Genomic DNA, 17,390 nt, shown 5'->3' with positions numbered 1-17,390 from the left:
CCGTTCTGCGCCCTCGGGCGCGGCGGGGCAAGCGCGGGCTGGGCTCTCAGCCCGCCTTGGGGTGCGTGGCTTCGTAGACCTTCATCAGGTGCACGCTGTCGACCGAGGTATAGGCCTGGGTGGTCGAAAGCGAGGCGTGGCCCAGCAGCTCCTGGATGGCGCGCAGATCGCCCCCGGCCGAGAGCAGGTGCGTCGCGAAGCTGTGGCGCATGGCGTGGGGCGTGGCGCTGGCGGGCAGGCCGAGCTGCATGCGGGCCTTCTCGGTCACCGCCTGGATGAGCCGCGGGTTCAGCTTGCCGCCGCGGGCACCTCTGAAGAGCGCGGCCTTCGGCTCGATCTCGAAGGGGCAGAGCGTCAGGTAGGTCTCGACCGCGCGGCGCGCGACCGGGATCACCGGCACGATCCGCTCCTTGCCGCCCTTGCCGAGGATGCGCAGCGACGAGGCGAAGGGCCAGTCGGCGCCGGTCAGCCCCAGCGCCTCGGAGATGCGCAGCCCGCAGCCGTAGAGCAGCGTGACCACGGCGGCGTCGCGCGCGCCGATCCAGCCCTCGGTCGCCTGCAGCTCGACCGTGTCGATCATCGCGCGGGCGGCGTCCTCGGTGAGCGGGCGGGGCAGCTTCTTCTGGAACTTCGGCGCGCGGGCCGAGAGCACGGCGGTGGGCTCGAAGCCTTCGCGCTCGGACAGCCAGCGGTAGAAACTCTTCACCGCCGAGAGCTTGCGCGCCATCGAGCGCGGCGCAGCGCCACCGGCGTGCAGATGCGCCATGAAGGCGCGCATGTCGGGCGTGGTCACCCGGGCCAGCGGCTTCAGCCCCTGCGGCTCGGCGTGGTGCATCGTCTGGAAGGCGATGAACTCGGCCACGTCGCCGCGATAGGCGGTGATGGTGTTTTCCGAGGCGTTCTTCAGCGCGCGCGCGTGGTCGAGCCAGCCTTGCAGCGCGTCGCGCGCGGCGGGGGTGAGCGCGAGGCTCACGACAGCCAGCGCCGCATGGTGCGCTCGAACACCCCGCCGAAGAAGGCGAGGAGGTCGGTGCCCTGCTGCGGCGTGAACATCTGCGGATCCTCGGAGCCCATGACCAGCAGGCCGGGCAGGCGGCGCGGGCCGAAGTCGAGCTTGAGGCAGGCCTCGGAGCGGATCAGGTCGGCGCGCGGGCCGAAGATGCGGCCGTCCCCGGCACCAAGCTGGCGCAGGGTGACCTGCCGCAGCGGCGCATCGACCCGCTCGGTCAGGTAGCTGGCGACAAAGCCCGGCTCGGCCAGCGAGAGCACGTCGCCAAGCTTGCTGACGGCGCGGGTGTCGTCCGGGTGGCCGGTTTCCAGCACCAGCCGGATGATGTCGACGCGCAGGATCGCGGCAACCTCGCCGTTGAGGTCGCGCAGGAAGGGCTCGAAGGCGACCGGGTCCAGCATCCGCAGGATCGCGCGGTGGATCTGGTTGGTGCCGGCAAGGTTCTCGTAGGCCGCGGCGATGACGCTGCGGTGCGTGTCCTCGAGCCGGTCGAGCCGCGACTCGAGCCGTTCCATCGCGATGCCGCGCAGGTCCACGATGTTGGAGCCCATCGCGCGTTCGTTGGACGCGATGAGCGCCTGCATCAGGTCGCGGTCATCGAGAATCATGTCGGGGCGAGAGAGCAGCTGCTCGCGCAGCGTCTCGTCGATACGGGGACTGCTCATGCCTGTTCCGGTCTGTCCGTGCCTGTTCCGGTGATCGGTGTTTTGCGGCGCAGACTATCAGGTCCGAAGGACGAATGCGCCCCCTTTTCTCGGGGGGGCGGCGTGTTTCCGCAGCTTGTGTCGGTCCGGCCCCCGGATGAAGGGAAGGCTTTGGGGGCGCGGGGTTTTCTGGCAGACTGGATGGGGCACAGGAGGAGGATCCCATGCCCACCATCAGCCATCCCAGCTTCGCCCAGACGGTCATCACCACCTTCGAGACCAGCCCGGGCACCTGCCAGGACCTGCTCGAGGCGCTGGAGGAGGCCTATGACGCCTTCATCTCGAAGCAGGCGGGGTTTGTCGGGGCGGGCCTGCACGTGAACGACGCCCAGACCCGGATCGCCAACTACTCGCAATGGGAACGGCGCGAGGACTTCCTTGCCATGCTGCGCAGCGCGGAGATGCGGGCGTGGAACCGTCGCTTCAACGACCTGTGCCGCAGTTTCGAGCCGGTGCTCTACGAGGTGGCGGCGGTCTACTGACGCCGCCGCCCGCGCGCGGCTCAAGGCCGAGACCGGATCAGGCGGCCATGGTGCGCGCCGCGCCGCGCCGTTCCGAGACCCGCAGCCGGTAGCCCTCGCCGCGCACCGTGTCGATGGAGAGCGCCGCCTCGACCGGGGCGAGATGGGCGCGCAGGTTGCACATGTAGACGTCGAACACCCGCGGCGCCGGTTCGTTTTCGAAGCCGTAGACATGGCTCATAAGCGTCTCGCGCGTGGCGAGCCGGCCGGGGCGGAGGGCGAGGAACTCGAGGATCTCGTAAAGCTTGGGGGAGAGCGAAAGCGTCGTCGCGCCGAAATGCACCCGCCGCCGGTCGAGGTCGAACCGGAGCGGGCCGCAGTCGGTGACCGGGCGCGAGACGCCATGCGCGCGCCGCGCCACGGCGCCGAGCCGGGCGATGATCTCGTCGGGGCGGGTCTCAACCGAGAGCACGGTGTCGGCGCCGGCCATCAGCCAGGCGGCGATCTGCGCGCCGTCGCCCTCCCGCGCGATGACGGCGATGGGGACGTCGGGGTTCAGCTCGCGCAGGCGCGTCAGCGTGGTCTGGCTGCGCAGCACCGCGGCCTCGATCACCAGAAGGTCATGCGCGCCGATCCGGTGGAATTCCTCGATGTCCTCGGCGGCCTCGCACCGCGTCAGCAGCGTGCCGGTCTCGCTCAGCGCATGGCCGAGGCTCATCATCTTCCAGGTGGTTTCAGCAATCAGGTAGCGCATGGGCGTGCTCCTCCTAAGCACCGCGGGCGTTGCTCCGGCGGTTGGTCCGTTCCGTGGGGGCGAAGGTGACCGTTCTTTCGGGTCTGCCGGGGTGACCGGGCCGTCCCCCGTGCCGATGCGGCCCGCGGGGGAGGGCGGCGCATTTTGCGGCCCGGGAACAGGAATAGCGCTCAAATGTGCCCGAAATGTGTTGGCTTCGCGGGCGGCGCGAGATGATTTGTATCAAGGCGCTATACCTTCGAAGGGGAGATGCTGCCCGAAGGTCAGGAAAGGAGGCCTCGCATGTACAAGAACATTCTCGTGCCCATCGCCTTTGACAGTGACGCCAAGGCGCAGAAGTCGATCGAGGTCGCCCAGGCGCTGGCGGAGCCCGATGCGAAGATCACGCTGCTGCATGTCATGGAGCACATCCCCGGCTACGCCATCACCTACATGCCGCCCGAGTACCTCGCGCAGTCCCGCGCCGCGCTCGAGACGGAGCTGCACGACATGGCGGCGAAGCTGCCGAACGCCAGCGGCATGGTGATCGAGGGGCATTCGGGGCGCTCGATCCTCGAATACGGCGAGGAGAACGGCTGCGACCTGATCATCATCGCGTCGCACCAGCCGGCGATGAGCGACTACCTCCTCGGCTCCACCGCCGCGGTGGTGGTGCGCCACGCCCATTGCGCGGTGCACGTGCTGCGCTGAGCCGGCGCCTGTGCGGCTGCCCGGCCGGGTCGGCCGGCCGTGTCAGCCGGACAGGCGGCGCAGGTCGCCCGCGCCGACCGTCTCGGCCCAGTCGTTGGTGCCGTAATAGCCGCGGTACCAGTCGACGAAGGCCTGCACGCCCTCGGCGAGCCCGGTGTGCGGCCGGTAGCCGGTCAGGTCGTGCAGCAGCGTGGCATCGGCCCAGGTGGCGGGCACGTCGCCGGGCTGCATGCTCATCGGGTTGCGCCGCGCGGTGAGGCCGGTCGCCTGCTCGATGGCGGAAATGAAGTCGCCGAGCGGCACCGCCCGGGAATTGCCGATGTTGATCACCCGCCAGGGCGCGACGGGCGAGAGCGAATCTCCCTCCGGCACGACGCCGCCCTCGGGGCGGCGCGGCACCACGTCGATCAGCAGCCTGATGCCCTGCACCAGGTCGGTGACATAGGTGAAGTCGCGCATCATCTGACCGTGGTTGTAGACGTCGATCGGCTCGCCGCGCAGGATCGCCTTGGTGAACTTGAAGAGCGCCATGTCCGGGCGCCCCCAGGGGCCGTAGACGGTGAAGAAGCGGAACATGGTGACCGGCAGGTCGTAGAGATGCGCATAGCTGTGCGCCATGCTCTCGGTGGCCTTCTTCGTCGCCGCGTAGAAGGACATCTGGTGGTCGGTGCGGTCGATCTCGGCGTAGGGCAGCTTGGTGTTCGCCCCGTAGACCGACGAGGTCGAGGCCAGCAGCATGTGCTCTGGCGGGTAGGCCCGCGCGGCCTCGAGCAGCTCGAACGTGCCCTTCATGTTGCTGTTGAGATAGCTGCGCGGATCCTCGAGCGAGTGCCGGACCCCGGCCTGCGCGGCCAGGTGGACGACGATCTCGGGGCGTTCGCGGGCGAAGACCTCGTCAAGCAGGCCCTCGGTCTCGATGGCGCTGTTGAGGACGGAGAAGCCGGGCGACTGGAGCAGCATCGTCTGCCTGCGCTTCTTGAGCGTGACGTCGTAATACTCGGAGAGGTTGTCGATCCCTACCACACGGAAGCCGTCGGCAAGCAGTCGCTGGCACAGATGGTACCCGATGAAGCCAGAAGAGCCAGTGACCAAGGCGGTGCGCATCAATGAACTCCTAACAAAGAAATAAATTCGAGAAATCAATATAGAATGTCTTGTGGTCAGCCCGCCTGCAAAGCAAGCGCTTTCTTCTTCCTGGCGGACATTGCTCGAAGCTCCGCCGGCCCGGGCTCATTCCAGCGGCGACTTCCCACGCGGGCGCACTGGAACTGGGCGCGGACACCGGGTCCGGGCCCGGTACGCGACATGGTTGCACGACATCACCGATTCGAGCGAGCCGCGGCGGAAGGGGTGGGGAGGGCCGGACGGGGAGGCGGACAAAGTGTAACAGAGCGGGGTTCACCAGACCTTGGCTGACTTACGCAATCCCGTCCGTGGCTTCGCGGGGCGCCCGCGGCTGAATTTTCCCGCAAAGCCAAGACATCCGGCTGAAGTCAAACAGCTTCTCGCGTCGGGCGCCGTCGCGCAAGCTCCTAAATATTGTGCATCGATCAATTCAACCGTGAGGTGACGGTTAACGCAGTGTTAAAGATAATTGGCAGGGCTCCGGAGCTACGCTATAGTCCGACTCATTGGAAAAAGGAGTTTTCAAATATGACTGATAAGACCCCCCAGGGCGATTCCCTGGAATCCCCCGGCCGTCGTGAGCTTCTCGGCAAGGCCGGAAAATACGCAGCGGTGACCCCGCTTGCCGTGACGGCGCTTCTCTCCACCTCGATGAAGGCAGATGCCGGTGGCATCTTCCGTTCGGGCGGCATGAAGCACAAGCACAAGCACAAGATGAAGAAGAAGTACGGCAAGCACTAATGCCTCCCGGGGGGTGCAGTCCCGCATCCTCCTGATTTTCTTCTTTTGAGATGACGTATTTCATTGAGTGAGAGCCTTTTTGTCCTCCCTGCTGCAGGGGTCACGCTGGCGGAAGTGAACCGTCAGCACCTTCTCTTGGTCCCTGAGAAGGAACTTCTGTTTTCGGCCACTCCCCCGGTGGCCGAGGCGTGGGCCGGGTTCGAGCTCGGTATTGCGTCTGTGCGACTGGATGCCGCCGCGGTCGCAGGCGGCGGCATTCTCTCGGATCTGATCCGCATCGGCGCCCTGGAGCCGCTCGCCACGACGAGCGGTCCGGCGCGTGTCGGGTGTTCCGAGACGGTCGGACTGGCCGGCGTTCACATCGGTCTCGCCTTCGAGGACGAGGCCCTGCGCGAGGTGCTCATGCCCTGCTTCGCGCATCTGTCCGTGGCCCCCCGCCGGGCCGACGATCACATCGTCGTCCAGCGTGACGGCGACCTGATCGGCATGGCGCGCCGCGGCGAGGATATCGACTGGGTTGCTCCGCACGAGGCGGTGCCGCTCCTCAAGATCAAGATGACCGAGGTCCTCTTCGACCACACGCAGCACATCATGCTGCATGCGGCCCTGCTGGAAAGGAATGGTCGCGGCCTGCTGCTTCTTGGTGATGCGGGGGCCGGAAAGAGCACGCTTGCAACCGCGCTCGAAGAGGCGGGCTTCGCCCTTCTGAGCGACGACATCGTGCTTTTGGCGCGAACCGGCGAGGTGGCGGCGCTGCCGTTCCCGGTGACGCTCAAGGAAGGATCGTGGGCGCTGCTCGGGCACCGCCGCGACGAGATAGAAGGGGCGGCCGAACACCGGCGTCCCGACGCGCTCAACGTGCGTTACCTCGGCCTGACGAGCGATGTCGGCTGGAAATCCGTCGGTTGGGTCCTCAAGCTGGACCGCAGGCAGGACGGGGCGGCGTCGGTCGAGGAGCTGACGCTCTCGGTCACGTTCGCGGCGTTGCTCGGCGCCGCGTGGTCGGGCGAGGAGGCGATGTCTCCGGAGGTCTTCGAGGCGATGACCGGATGCCTCGACGGGGCCGAGGCCGGGCGCCTCGAATATTCGGATTTGCCGCGGGCCCTCGAGGCCGTGTCGCGGTTTTGCACTGGGTGATCGATAAGGACGGGCGCGGGAGCCGTATCAGAATTCAAGTTGGAAGTGATTGTTTCTAAGTGATTTAGCAGATTTCGAGATCCGCGTTCAATTTTCGTTCGCATTTCGCCATTTTAGTAGAAATTGGAATATGTACATGAAAGCAGCCGTTGCCGCTTCTTCCCCGCTGGAAAGTCTCGGTCGCGCGCTATGCGGTGACCTCGGTCACGTGCCGGATTGGACGGCCCTGATCAGCACCGCCAACGACGAATTCGTCACGCCCGCCCTGTTCCAGCGGTTGCGGCAGGGCGATGCCCCGGTCGCCGAGCCCGAGGCCATGGCCTATCTCGGCGAGGTGGACTCCCTCAATTGCGTGCGGAACACCAGCCTCTGGGCGATGGTCGCCGAATGTACGCGACTGCTCAACGACGCGGGGATCGTGCCGACGCTGATCAAGGGCGCCAGCGAGATGGCCCTGCAGGACGATCCCACCGAATTCTACCGCATGCTGATCGACGTCGACCTGCTGGTCGAGCCGGACGAGGTTGCCCATGCCCAGCAGATCTTCGCGGCGGCGGGGTTCGAGCGGCTGGAGGACACCGAGTACGCGCATTCGCCGGGAAGTTTCTGGAAAGCCGGCTACGCGGGGTCGCTCGACCTGCATTCCGGCCTGCAATCGGACATCGCGCGCTTCCTGACCGAGGAGGATTGGCAGCGCCGCCGCATCCTCTGCGAGCGGGACGGTCTGCGGCTCTACATTCCGGACCCCTCGCTGCGCCTGCTGATCAACATCAGCCATGACATGCTGCACCACTCGGGGCTGTCGCGCGGGGGGATCAGCCTGCGCTACCTGCTGCCGCTCCGGCAGCAGCTGCAGGAGGACGCGGAGGCGCTCGACTGGCCCTGGCTGCTCGGGCTGCGCCGCGACCGCGGCTTCCGCCTCGCCTTCGACCTGCAGATGCTGATGCTGGAAGAGATCTTCGGCACGCCGCTGCCCGCCGCGGTCCAGCCCGACGGGGTGACCCGGATGCTGCACCGGCGGCGCCTGCTCAAGGCCCGCCATCCGCGCCTTGGCGAGATCGAGTGGGCGCTGGTCAAGCCGTTCTACTCCAGATTGAAGCGGCGGTGACGATTTCAGGAAATACGCTGGTAGCTGCCTGCCAAGCATCACATCCGCCCCGCGTGGCGCCGTAATGGACCACGTCGGGGTGAATCTGCTTTGAGTTGTACCGTGGAGTCGGTACACCACGGGTATTGTTTTAATTCTGAGGATTTTTGGAATGAAGATTGCGATTATCGGCACCGGCTACGTGGGTCTTGTCTCCGGCGTCTGTTTCTCCGACTTCGGCCACGAAGTGGTTTGCGTGGACAAGGACCCTCGCAAGATCGAGATGCTCGAGCGCGGCGAGGTCCCGATCTACGAGCCGGGGCTCGACACGCTCATGGCGAAGAACGTCGAGGCCGGGCGGCTTTCGTTCACGCTTGACCTGAAATCTGCGATCGACGGCGCCGAGGCGGTGTTCATCGCCGTTGGCACGCCGACCCGGCGTGGGGACGGCCACGCCGACCTCAGCTACGTCATGGCGGCGGCGGAAGAGATCGCCAGGGCCGCCGATCACTACATCGTCGTGGTGACCAAATCGACCGTGCCGGTGGGCACCAACCGCAAGGTGCAGGAGGTGGTTGCGGCCGCCAACCCGGGGCTCGACTTCGATGTCGCCTCCAACCCCGAGTTCCTGCGCGAGGGCGCGGCGATCGACGATTTCATGAAGCCCGACCGCGTCGTCGTCGGTGTCGAGACCGAGCGCGCCACCAAGGTGATGGAAGACATCTACCGCCCGCTCTACCTGCGCGATTTCCCGATCGTCACCACCGATCTCGAGAGCGCCGAGATGATCAAGTACGCTGCCAATGCCTTCCTTGCGACGAAGATCACCTTCATCAACGAAATCGCCGCGCTCTGCGAGAAGGTCGGGGCGGACGTGAAGAGCGTCTCGAAGGGCATGGGGCTCGACGGGCGCATCGGCAACAAGTTCCTGCACGCCGGACCCGGCTACGGCGGCTCGTGCTTCCCCAAGGACACCAAGGCGCTGGCCCGCATCGGCCAGGAACACGCCTCGCCGATCTCGATCGTCGAGACGGTGATCAAGGTGAACGAGGAGACCAAGCGGCGGATGACCGACAAGCTGCTCGACCTCTGCGATGGCAGCTTCAACGGCAAGAAGGTCGCCGTGCTCGGGGTCACCTTCAAGCCCAACACCGACGACATGCGCGACGCACCCTCGCTGACCATCGTGCCGGCGCTGGTCGGGGGCGGCGCCTCGGTCTCGGTGGTCGACCCGCAGGGCAAGCGCGAGGGCGAGGCGCTGCTGCCGGGCGTGACATGGGAGGAAGATCCCTACAAGGCCGCGGCAGAGGCCGACCTTCTGGTCATCCTCACCGAGTGGAACGAGTTCCGCGCGCTGGATCTCAAGGCGCTGGCGAAGACCATGGCGACCCCGCGCATGGCCGACCTGCGCAACATCTACACCTACGAGGACGCGCTGGCCGCGGGCTTCAGCGCCTACGAGAGCGTCGGGCGCGGCGATCCCGCCAAGGTCTGAACGGAGTGCGGGCGGCGCAGATGCTGCGCCGCCCGGCAAAGGTATTTCGGATCGGAACGGGTCCGGGAAATCAGGCGAGCAGCGTGTCGCTCGGCATGAATTCCAGCGCGTCGATGCGCATCGGCTCGTTGCCGCCGTCGCCGTAGCCCGCAAGCACGATCTCGTCGCCGGCCTCGATCTCGACGTCCGAGATCAGGTGACGGGTGAGGGTCGACTTGTTGGCGAGGCTGCTGCCGAGGTCGGCGTCCCACTGCCAGAAGTCGATCACCTCGCCGTTGACGCGGAGCTCCAGGAAGGAGACGCCGTCGTTCTCGTCGAAGTAGTCGATGCCGACATCGTAGGTGCCCGACGAGCCCTCGAAGGTGGTCGATGCCTCGGCCGCGCCGAGCGCGCTCAGCACCTTGCCGCCGGACGCCGCCATCAGGCTGGTGACCTCGAAGCCCTTCTTGACGCTGGAGTCGAACTGGAAGCTCTCGGCTTCGATCATCGTCCACTCGGCCGAGTTCTGCGCCGCGCTGCCGGCATCGCTGCCGCCGATCACGTCGGTCATCTCGAGATCGAGGCTGTCGATGCGCAGCGGCTCGCGACCGCCGTTCACGCCCTGCAGGGTGATCACGTCACCTGCGTCGAGCTCGATGCCCTCGATCATCTTCGCGGTCAGGGTCTTGCTGTCGGCGTTGGCGCTGCCAAGCTGCTCGTCCCAGTCCCAGCTCGAGACCTCCTTGCCGTTGACGAGGACCGAAAGCGAGCTGACGCCGTCGTTCTCGTCGAAGTAGTTGACATTGAGGCTGTAGACCCCGGCGTCCCCCTTGAAGGTGTAGCTCGCGGTCTGCTCGGTGCCGGTCTCGGTCTGGATGACCGCGCCGCCCGAGGCCGGGCCGACGTTCTTGACGACGAAACCGTCGGAGAGGTCGAGATCCTCGGCCTCGACCGAGAAGGTCGTGCCGATCGCGCCGACGTTGCCGGTGTCGATTACGGCGCCGGCGTCGGTGCCAGTGTCGGTGCCGGTCAGCTCGCCGGTCATCTCGAGGCTGATCGTGTCGATGCGCAGCGGCTCGCTGCCATCGTGCTGACCCTGCAGCGTGACGACGTCACCCTTCTGCAGCTCGAGCCCTTCGATCACCTTCGAGGCGCGGGTGCTGGCGTTCGCATTCGCGCTTCCCAGCTCGAGATCCCAGTCCCAGGTGGCCACTTCCTCGCCGTTGACGAGCACGGAAAGCGTGCTGACGCCGTCGTTCTCGTCGAAGTAGTTCACGGTCAGGTCGTAGACGCCGGCGTCGCCGTCGAAGGCGAGCGAGGCGCTCTGGTTCTCGCCGCTCTCGTTCTGGATGACCGTACCGCCGGACGCCGCCTTCAGCGCCTTCACGGCCCAGCCGTCGCTCAGCTCGAGATCCTCGGCCTCGACGGTGATCACGGTGCCGACGACCGCGTTGCCGGTGGAGTCGGTCGCGTCATCCCCGGCCACGATGGTCTCGTTGCCGCCGGTTGCGGTGTTGCCACCGGTGGAGGTGCCGGTGTCGGTTGCCGAGCCGCTGTCGGTGACCGCATCGTCGAACCCGTCGAGCAGGCCGTTGATGTAGTCCTCGATGTTGGCGTAGCCGTCGCCGTCCGCGTCCTTCTGGGCGTCCGCGACGTTGGCATCCGAGCCGATCAGCTTCTCGTAGGCGTCGGGGATGCCGTCGCCGTCGCTGTCGAGCAGCGCCTTGGTCGACGTCGAGCTGCCGTAGCCGCCCACGTCATCCGGGGAGTCGATGATCTCGCCGGTGTTGTTGATCACCGTGTCGATGATGCGCTGGTCGATGTCGCTCAGCTCGCCGCCGATGCGGGCGCCGACGTTCGACAGGATCCAGTCGAGCACTTCGCCCGAGGAGAGAACCTCGGTGGTCGCGGGATCGAAGACGAACTTCGAGACGATCTCGGAGGTGTTCTCGCCGCCGACGTCGCCGACGTTGTCCGACACGAAGTAGGAGGCCGCGCCGTCGGTGCCGATGAAGCGGATCGCCTCGCGGCCGCTGGAATCCTGGCCCTTGATGAAGACGTTGCCGATCACGTGCACCGTCGAGGCGCCAGCGACGACGAGACCTTCGTTGCCGTAGTTGTAGATGACGTTGTTGATGAACTCGACGTTCTGGGCGTCATCCTTGATCAGCGCGTTGCGGAACTTGTTGCTGACCAGCAGGTTGCCGATCACGCTGACGTTCTCGCTGTGGTCGCCGATCAGCATGCCCATGCTGTGCTCGCCCTTGGGGTGGAGCGAGTCCTTCAGCGCCTCGGCGATGATGTTGTTCGAGATCGTGACGTTCTTCGGCGCGCCCCAGGTCGAGGCGAGCTCGTCGATCGACCAGCTGATCGAGTTGCTGTCGAGGATGACGTCCTCGACCACCTGACCGGCCTTGCCGATGGAGACGCCGTCACGGTCGTCGGGGTTCTGCGCGTCGGGATCGTCGCCCGGGCGCACGGTCATGCCGCGGATGATCACGTTGCTTTCGACGACGCGGAGACGTCCGCCGGTCACCGTGATCCCCCCGGGCGCAGTCTGCCCGGCAACGGTAACGTCGCCGTTAATTTGAATCTGGCTCTTGAGGTCGATTTGTCCGCCGACCTCGAAAACGACAATGCGCGGTTGGTCCAACTCTTCCAGAGCCCAGCGAAGCGAACCTTCCCCGGAGTCATTCAGATTTGTAACTTTAACAACTTCACCACCTCGACCACCTGTTGCGTTCGCACCAAATCCTTGCGCTCCCTCAAACGCAAGAAGTTCCGAATTATCTGCCACCATTGTGTGTCTTAGTCCCAGTACTTAGCTTTATGTTGTGTGTGAGTAGTTCCTTCGCAGTGGCCACCGGATACTCGGACGGCGCTCGGGACGCATGCCTTCTGCAACTTTACCTTGGGGTACTGGGTGGCTTTCCGCCGACCTGGGCAGGGCGGAATCCCGCCTTCGGGTGAAAAAATCCCGTTAAAAGTGTGATACGGAAATGGAAATGAGGCGGAACCTTGTCCGGACTTGAGCGCGCCGTCGGAACGCGCCGGACGTAGGTAGTTAAGTTCAAACGTGTTTTGTACATTAACGTTAAGTTAATTATCTACAATGGACACGCTTTGTGTCGCGGGCGAAGATGCGGGAAACCGCCGAGCCGCCGCTGCCCAAAAAATGGGCGCGGTTCGGGTTTGCACTGTTCGCTGCGGAAGTGCTGCGGCATAATCGCCACAAGCATCGTATGCTGCCCCCGCGGCAACGGTCGATTTCGGCCGAATCGACGCTGGGATCCGGTGATGCCACGGCATCTCCGGGCTCGAAATCTAAGACATTTAAGCCGATTTGTTTCTCATAACGTGGATTACCCATGCGACAGCTCAGTCTGCTAGCCCTGACGAAGTCGACCGGGGGCATTGCTCTCTACAACAAGCTGCTCCTGACAGAGCTCCGGCGGATCGGGGTGCACTCGCACACGCTGTGCCTGTCCGAGAACTCCGAGTCCTATGCCGCCGATCTCGCGCGGCGCGGCCTCGGCGCCGAGCCGGTGGAGATGGCGCGCTACAGTATAGATCTCGGCGGTGACGCGCGCGTGCTGCGCCGGGTCATCACCGCCAGCCGCGAGCACGAGGCCGACGTGATCGTCTGCCATGGCAGCAAGTCGGGCTTCATCGGCCGCGCCGCCGGCAGGATCACCGGGCGGCCGGTGGTCTACCGGCAGGCCTCGATGCCGTTCCAGCGCCGCGTGCAGGGCGCCAAGGCGCCGTTCTACTGGGCGCTCGACTTTGCCGCCCGCGGTTTCGGCGGGCACGTCGTGACCCTGACCGAATATGCCCGGCAGGAAACGCTCAAGGCGAAGCTGATGCCGCCGGACCGGGTCAGCGTGATCCGCACGGGGGTGGACGTCGAGCGCTTCCGCCCGGCCACGGACAGGGCCGCGGCGCGCCGGGCGCTGGGGCTCGATCCGGACCGGCCGGTCGTCGGCTGGATGGGGCGGATGGAGCCGCAGAAGGCCCCGCTCGACTACATCGAGGCACTGCGCGGCCTCGTCGCGCGCTATCCGCAGGTGCAATTCGTGATGGCGGGCGAGGGCCGGCTCGAAGGCGAGGTGACGCAGGCGCTGGCCGCGGCGGGTCTTTCGGACAAGGTGCGGATGCTGGGCTGGCAGTCCGACCCGGTGGCTGCGCTGCAGGCCTTCGACATCTACGTCCTCAGCTCGCATTGGGAGGGGCTGCCGATCACCCTGCTCGAGGCCATGGCCAGCGGCTGCTGCTGCATCTCGACGGACGTGGACGGCTGTTCCGACGCGCTCGAGGACGGTGTCAGCGGGCGGCTCGTTGCCGCGGGCGATGCCGCGGCGCTGGCCGGGGCGCTCGAGGGCGTGCTGCACGACCCGGGGCTGCGCGACCCCTATGCCGCCGCCGGGCGGCACCGCGCCGTGACCCTCTTCGACAAGGAGACCATGGTGGCCAAGTGGGTCGAGCTTCTCTCGACGCTCACCGCGGGCAGGGCGCCGGTGCCCAGTGCCGGCACGGCGGAACCGGCATCGGAGGGCGGCCAATGACCCCCGGCAGCACCTCTTCCCTTACCCGCACGACCGGCCTGACGGATCCTGCCGCGACCCGGCCGCTGCGCATCTGCATGATCATCTCGTCCTATCACCCGATCGTCGGCGGCGCCGAGAAGCAGGTCGCGCAACTCGCCGGGCTGATGATCGAGCAGGGGCACGAGGTCTACATCCTCACCCGGCGCTACCCCGGCCTCTCCGCCGCCGAGACGATCGACGGCGTGAAGGTGCGGCGCATCGCCATGCGCAAGCCGGTCAAGGCCGTCGGCTTCATCCTCGGGGCGGCGCGCATGGTGCGCGAACTCAACCCCGACGTGATCCATTGCCACTCGCTCTTCACGCCCGCGCTCGCCGGGGCGCTCGGGAAGCGCTGGACCGACGCCCCGCTGCTGGCCAAGCCCATGTGCGGCGGCGAGGCGAGCTCCATCGCGCAGAAGCCCCTCGGCCGCCGCCGGCTCGCCTACATGGCGCGCGCGGTGGACCGGTTCCCGATGGTGAGCCGCGAGATCCAGGGCGAGCTGGCCGACCTCGGCGTGCCGGCGGAGAAGCTGCGCTTCATTCCGAACGGCGTCGACGGCGCGCGCTTCTTCCCGGCACGGAGCCAGGTCGAGAAGGACAAGCTGCGCCTTGGCTTCGGGTTGCCCTCGGGGCCGCTCTTCCTGTTTGCCGGGCGCCTCGCCGCGCAGAAGCGCCTGCCGCTGCTGCTCGAGGCCTGGCGCGACATCCGCGCCCGCATCCCGCAGGCGACGCTCGCCATCGCCGGGGCCAACCGCGCCTCGGGCTCGGGCTACCAGGCGACCTTCGGCGAGGGGGACGAGATCGCGGCCGCGCTGCTCGAACAGCCGGGGGTGCGGATGCTGGGCCACGTCTCGGACATGCCGAACCTCTTGCGCGCGGTGGATGTCTTCGTGCTGCCTTCGGCCCGCGAGGGCCTGTCGAACGCGCTGCTCGAGGCCTGCGCCTCGGGCCTTGCCTGCATCACGGCGCGGACCGGCGGGGCGGTCGACTTCATGGTCGACGGCGAGAACGGGCTGCTCTTCGACGTCGACGATCGCGCCGCGCTGGCCGGGGCGCTCGAGCGGCTGGCGGGCGATGCCGAGCTGCGCGCCCGCCTCGGTGCGGCCGCGCTGCGCACCGTGGCCGAGAGCTACGACATCCGCCAGACCGCGCGGGCGCTGCTCGGCCAGTACATCGAGCTTGGCGCCGGCACGCGCGCCGCCGCGGCGGGGAGGGGCTGATCCATGACCGACACGGCCCCGATCTTCCTTCTCGGCCTGCAGCGCGGCGGCACCAACCAGATGCTGAACGCGCTGCGCTCGCACCCCGACACGGTCTGGCCCGACGGCGAGATGCACGAGGTGCTGCGCCCGCGGCCGGCGCCGCGCGCCGAGGTGCTGCGCACGCTGGCGGGCTACCTGCCGACCGCGCTGCGCAGCGGCGACATCCTGAACCCGCGCCACGCTCCCGGCCCGCTGCTCCCGCGCGACCGCGCCTGGATCGCCCGCGAGCTCGCCCGCGCGACCGATCGCAACCTGCCCGAGGTGCGCCGCTACAAGCGCGCGCTGGCGGCGCAGGGACTGGGCCCGAGCTTCCCGCTCGGGCGCGGGCGGATGCTGGTGAAGGTGATGAACTACAACATCGGCCTCGCCACCGAGCTCGACCGGATCTATCCCGGCGCGCGTTTCGTCGGGCTGGTGCGCGACCCCTACGGCATCTGCGAGAGCATGATGGCGCGCGGCGCCGACCCATCGCAGATCCTGCCGCTCTACCGCTATTTCGGCGAGACGCTGCTGCGGCTCGAGGCGCGGGGCCTGCCGCTGAAGGTGGTGCGTCTCGAGGACATGATCGTCGATTTCCGCAAGACCGTGGACGAGGTCTTCGAGCTCTGCGGGCTGGAGCCCGGCGCGACGCGGGGCCTGTGCCTCCAGAGCAAGGAGCGCATCACCGACGCGCAGGGCCGGGTCGTGGGCACGCGCAAGGTCGACACGTTCCACGCCTTCGATCGGGTCAACGGGCACATGCGCGAGGACGTGAACGAGGCCGCGCGGGCCTCTCTCGCGCCCGAGGTCGCGGGGATGATCCAGAAGAACTGCGCGGCGATCATGGAACGCTTCGGCTACCTCGCGCCCAAGGCGATGGGCTGAGCCGCGGGGCTCCGGGCAGGTCCGGCGCGGAGCTCCGCCTCCGTCGCGTCGCCCGTGCTCGGGGCTCCGCTTATCTTCTTGACGGCACTCCGCAAGGAACTTATGGAGTGCCACACCCCCGGCGAGTTGGCGGAGTGGTGACGCAGCGGATTGCAAATCCAGCAACAAACCCCTGAAAATATAATCTTTTTTGTGCGGTGGTAGCCCCGGACAAATGAAGAACAAAGCGGGAATGTGTGGCGGTGATTTCCGGTTAAAATCGGTCCCGTCTGTCCTGCGCTTCGCGCGCCCGGACCCGCTGCCGGACGTGCCGGGTGTAGTGCCTGACCATGGCGGCGCTCTGCCCTGTGACCGCCGCGATCAAGTCGTCGCTGCAACCCGCGAGGAGGAGTTCGACGGCGGCTGTGTAGCGTAGCGCGTGCAGATCGTATGCTTCGGCGCCTACGGCTTCCCGCGCGGCTCGCATCGCGTCTGATGCGCCACGATACTCCCACTGGCCCGGGCGCTTCGTCTTCGACATGTCTTTCGTAAGAATGAAAAGGCTCGTTCGCTCAGTGGAAGCCAGCGCCGCCGCCAGGTTCGGCGTAATTGGAATCTCGAGCCGCGTGCCTGTCTTCCCCTGCCGCACCAAAATGGTGTCGTCGACAATATGCCCCCACTGCATGCGCAGCACGTCGCCTATGCGCTGTCCCGTGCCCAGGCATAGCTCGAAGAGTGTTCGCTCTCGGGTCCCGTAGGCATATGTCTTGCGGAACGCAGCGACCTTGGTGTCCGGCCACGGTTCCCGGTCCTGTTTCTCGTATTTCAGCGCCTTGATGCCCTTCGCCGGATTTTCCTCGGCCTTCGTCAGCAGGCCAATGTCCTTAGCGTGTTCCATCACAATCGAAAGAACGCGCAGGCGGTAGTTTGAGAAATGGGGGCTCTTCTTCTTCGCCCAGGCATCGCGCCAGGCGATGACGTGGTGCCTCTCGATCTGCCTTGGTGAGAGATGTCCGAGCTTCTCTTCGAAATAGGGAAGATGCTTCTCGTAGTCGTCGCGTGTCCGGCGCTTCAGGTCCTGGTATTTTGGTGCTGCGCGGTAGGCTCGTATGGCAGCGGCCACGTCTTGGCCTCCTCGCACAGGAGCAGGCGCGTTCAGCAACCGTTCGCGCTCTTGGTGAAGCGCAAACGGAACCGGCTCATCCTCCGAGAACTGCGTCTCAAGACGGATTTCCACGATCTTTCCGGCGTACCGCTTCCTGAACAGCAGGACGCCATCGCGCTTTCGGCGATGGATGTAGCTTGGAAGGTCTTTTCCCTTGGTCATGGTTCAATGAGGTCCGCCGGATTGGGTTCTCTATTGGTGTCATCCTGCTGGCGATCGTTTGACTGTGCAAAGGTGACCGTAAAACTCGGCACATACCCCGGCGGAGTCATCGCTATGAGGTCGCGCACTTGCTTCTGCGTCAGGCTGAAACGATGTCCCATGTCAGGTCTCCTAGGTTAATTTGATTGAGGGG

General features: G+C 66.4%; 16 protein-coding genes. 9 read left to right on the top strand and 7 right to left on the bottom strand.

All coding sequences use genetic code 11. From position 1 onward, the window contains the following. Window positions 1-46: 46 nt before the first annotated feature. Both PVT71_RS18510 and PVT71_RS18505 read right to left on the bottom strand, forming a co-directional pair. Window positions 47-973, bottom strand: coding sequence for a tyrosine recombinase XerC (locus PVT71_RS18510; RefSeq protein WP_353473918.1), 927 nt, complete (start codon window positions 971-973; stop codon window positions 47-49). Beyond that, a complete protein-coding gene (locus PVT71_RS18505; protein WP_353473917.1) occupies window positions 970-1,674 on the bottom strand; it encodes a DUF484 family protein in 705 nt (234 codons plus the stop codon). The genes PVT71_RS18510 and PVT71_RS18505 overlap by 4 nt, the downstream gene beginning before the upstream one ends. A 203-nt stretch (window positions 1,675-1,877) precedes the next feature. On the opposite strand from PVT71_RS18505, the gene PVT71_RS18500 reads away from it, so the two are divergent. Next, window positions 1,878-2,195 carry an antibiotic biosynthesis monooxygenase family protein gene (locus tag PVT71_RS18500; RefSeq protein WP_353473916.1) on the top strand — a complete coding sequence of 106 codons (318 nt, stop codon included), beginning with the start codon at window positions 1,878-1,880 and terminating at the stop codon, window positions 2,193-2,195. A gap of 37 nt (window positions 2,196-2,232) precedes the next feature. Here the strand turns inward: PVT71_RS18500 and PVT71_RS18495 are convergent, their stop codons facing one another. Next, entirely contained in the window at window positions 2,233-2,928 is a 696-nt protein-coding gene (locus tag PVT71_RS18495; protein WP_353473915.1) for a response regulator transcription factor, read from the bottom strand. 282 nt (window positions 2,929-3,210) lie between these two features. Here PVT71_RS18495 and PVT71_RS18490 point away from each other — a divergent pair, with 282 nt between their 5' ends. Continuing rightward, window positions 3,211-3,618, top strand: coding sequence for a universal stress protein (locus tag PVT71_RS18490; RefSeq protein WP_353473914.1), 408 nt, complete (start codon window positions 3,211-3,213; stop codon window positions 3,616-3,618). 42 nt (window positions 3,619-3,660) lie between these two features. Here the strand turns inward: PVT71_RS18490 and PVT71_RS18485 are convergent, their stop codons facing one another. Next, a complete protein-coding gene (locus tag PVT71_RS18485) occupies window positions 3,661-4,722 on the bottom strand; it encodes an SDR family NAD(P)-dependent oxidoreductase (protein WP_353473913.1) in 1,062 nt (353 codons plus the stop codon). Window positions 4,723-5,271: 549 nt separating this feature from the next. Between PVT71_RS18485 and PVT71_RS18480 the strand changes: the two genes are divergently transcribed. The 4 genes from PVT71_RS18480 to PVT71_RS18465 all read left to right on the top strand — a co-directional run bounded on the left by PVT71_RS18480 (window position 5,272) and on the right by PVT71_RS18465 (window position 9,203). Next, complete coding sequence (locus PVT71_RS18480; protein WP_353473912.1) at window positions 5,272-5,484, top strand: hypothetical protein; 213 nt, start codon at window positions 5,272-5,274, stop codon at window positions 5,482-5,484. A gap of 63 nt (window positions 5,485-5,547) precedes the next feature. Then, entirely contained in the window at window positions 5,548-6,621 is a 1,074-nt protein-coding gene (locus tag PVT71_RS18475) for a hypothetical protein (protein WP_353473911.1), read from the top strand. A gap of 208 nt (window positions 6,622-6,829) precedes the next feature. Further along, window positions 6,830-7,729, top strand: a complete 900-nt coding sequence (locus tag PVT71_RS18470; RefSeq protein ID WP_353473910.1) for a nucleotidyltransferase family protein — start codon at window positions 6,830-6,832, stop codon at window positions 7,727-7,729. 151 nt (window positions 7,730-7,880) lie between these two features. Beyond that, the gene (locus PVT71_RS18465; RefSeq protein WP_353473909.1) at window positions 7,881-9,203 is read left to right on the top strand and encodes a UDP-glucose/GDP-mannose dehydrogenase family protein; all 1,323 of its coding nucleotides are present in this window, start codon (window positions 7,881-7,883) and stop codon (window positions 9,201-9,203) included. A gap of 70 nt (window positions 9,204-9,273) precedes the next feature. Here the strand turns inward: PVT71_RS18465 and PVT71_RS18460 are convergent, their stop codons facing one another. Further along, window positions 9,274-11,718 (bottom strand): right-handed parallel beta-helix repeat-containing protein, encoded by a 2,445-nt coding sequence (locus PVT71_RS18460; RefSeq protein WP_353473908.1) that lies wholly within the window; start codon window positions 11,716-11,718, stop codon window positions 9,274-9,276. Between the two features lie 832 nt (window positions 11,719-12,550). On the opposite strand from PVT71_RS18460, the gene PVT71_RS18455 reads away from it, so the two are divergent. The 3 genes from PVT71_RS18455 to PVT71_RS18445 are packed head-to-tail and all read left to right on the top strand — an operon-like array spanning window position 12,551 to window position 15,891. Continuing rightward, window positions 12,551-13,744: a glycosyltransferase gene (locus PVT71_RS18455; protein ID WP_353473907.1), complete on the top strand. Its 1,194-nt coding sequence runs from the start codon at window positions 12,551-12,553 to the stop codon at window positions 13,742-13,744. Then, entirely contained in the window at window positions 13,741-14,985 is a 1,245-nt protein-coding gene (locus tag PVT71_RS18450) for a glycosyltransferase family 4 protein (protein ID WP_353473906.1), read from the top strand. Before PVT71_RS18455 ends, PVT71_RS18450 begins: the two co-directional genes overlap by 4 nt. 3 nt (window positions 14,986-14,988) lie before the next feature. Beyond that, window positions 14,989-15,891, top strand: a complete 903-nt coding sequence (locus PVT71_RS18445; RefSeq protein ID WP_353473905.1) for a sulfotransferase — start codon at window positions 14,989-14,991, stop codon at window positions 15,889-15,891. A gap of 253 nt (window positions 15,892-16,144) precedes the next feature. Here the strand turns inward: PVT71_RS18445 and PVT71_RS18440 are convergent, their stop codons facing one another. Both PVT71_RS18440 and PVT71_RS18435 read right to left on the bottom strand, forming a co-directional pair. Then, window positions 16,145-17,197, bottom strand: coding sequence for a tyrosine-type recombinase/integrase (locus PVT71_RS18440; RefSeq protein ID WP_353473904.1), 1,053 nt, complete (start codon window positions 17,195-17,197; stop codon window positions 16,145-16,147). Then, window positions 17,194-17,358, bottom strand: a complete 165-nt coding sequence (locus PVT71_RS18435; RefSeq protein WP_353473903.1) for a hypothetical protein — start codon at window positions 17,356-17,358, stop codon at window positions 17,194-17,196. The genes PVT71_RS18440 and PVT71_RS18435 overlap by 4 nt, the downstream gene beginning before the upstream one ends. Between the last annotated feature and the right edge of the window lie 32 nt (window positions 17,359-17,390).

The sequence above is a fragment of the Salipiger sp. H15 genome (assembly GCF_040409955.1).
Classification (GTDB): domain Bacteria; phylum Pseudomonadota; class Alphaproteobacteria; order Rhodobacterales; family Rhodobacteraceae; genus Salipiger.
The sequence above is the reverse complement of the archived record's forward strand: the minus strand, read 5'-3'. Positions and strand labels throughout refer to the sequence as shown.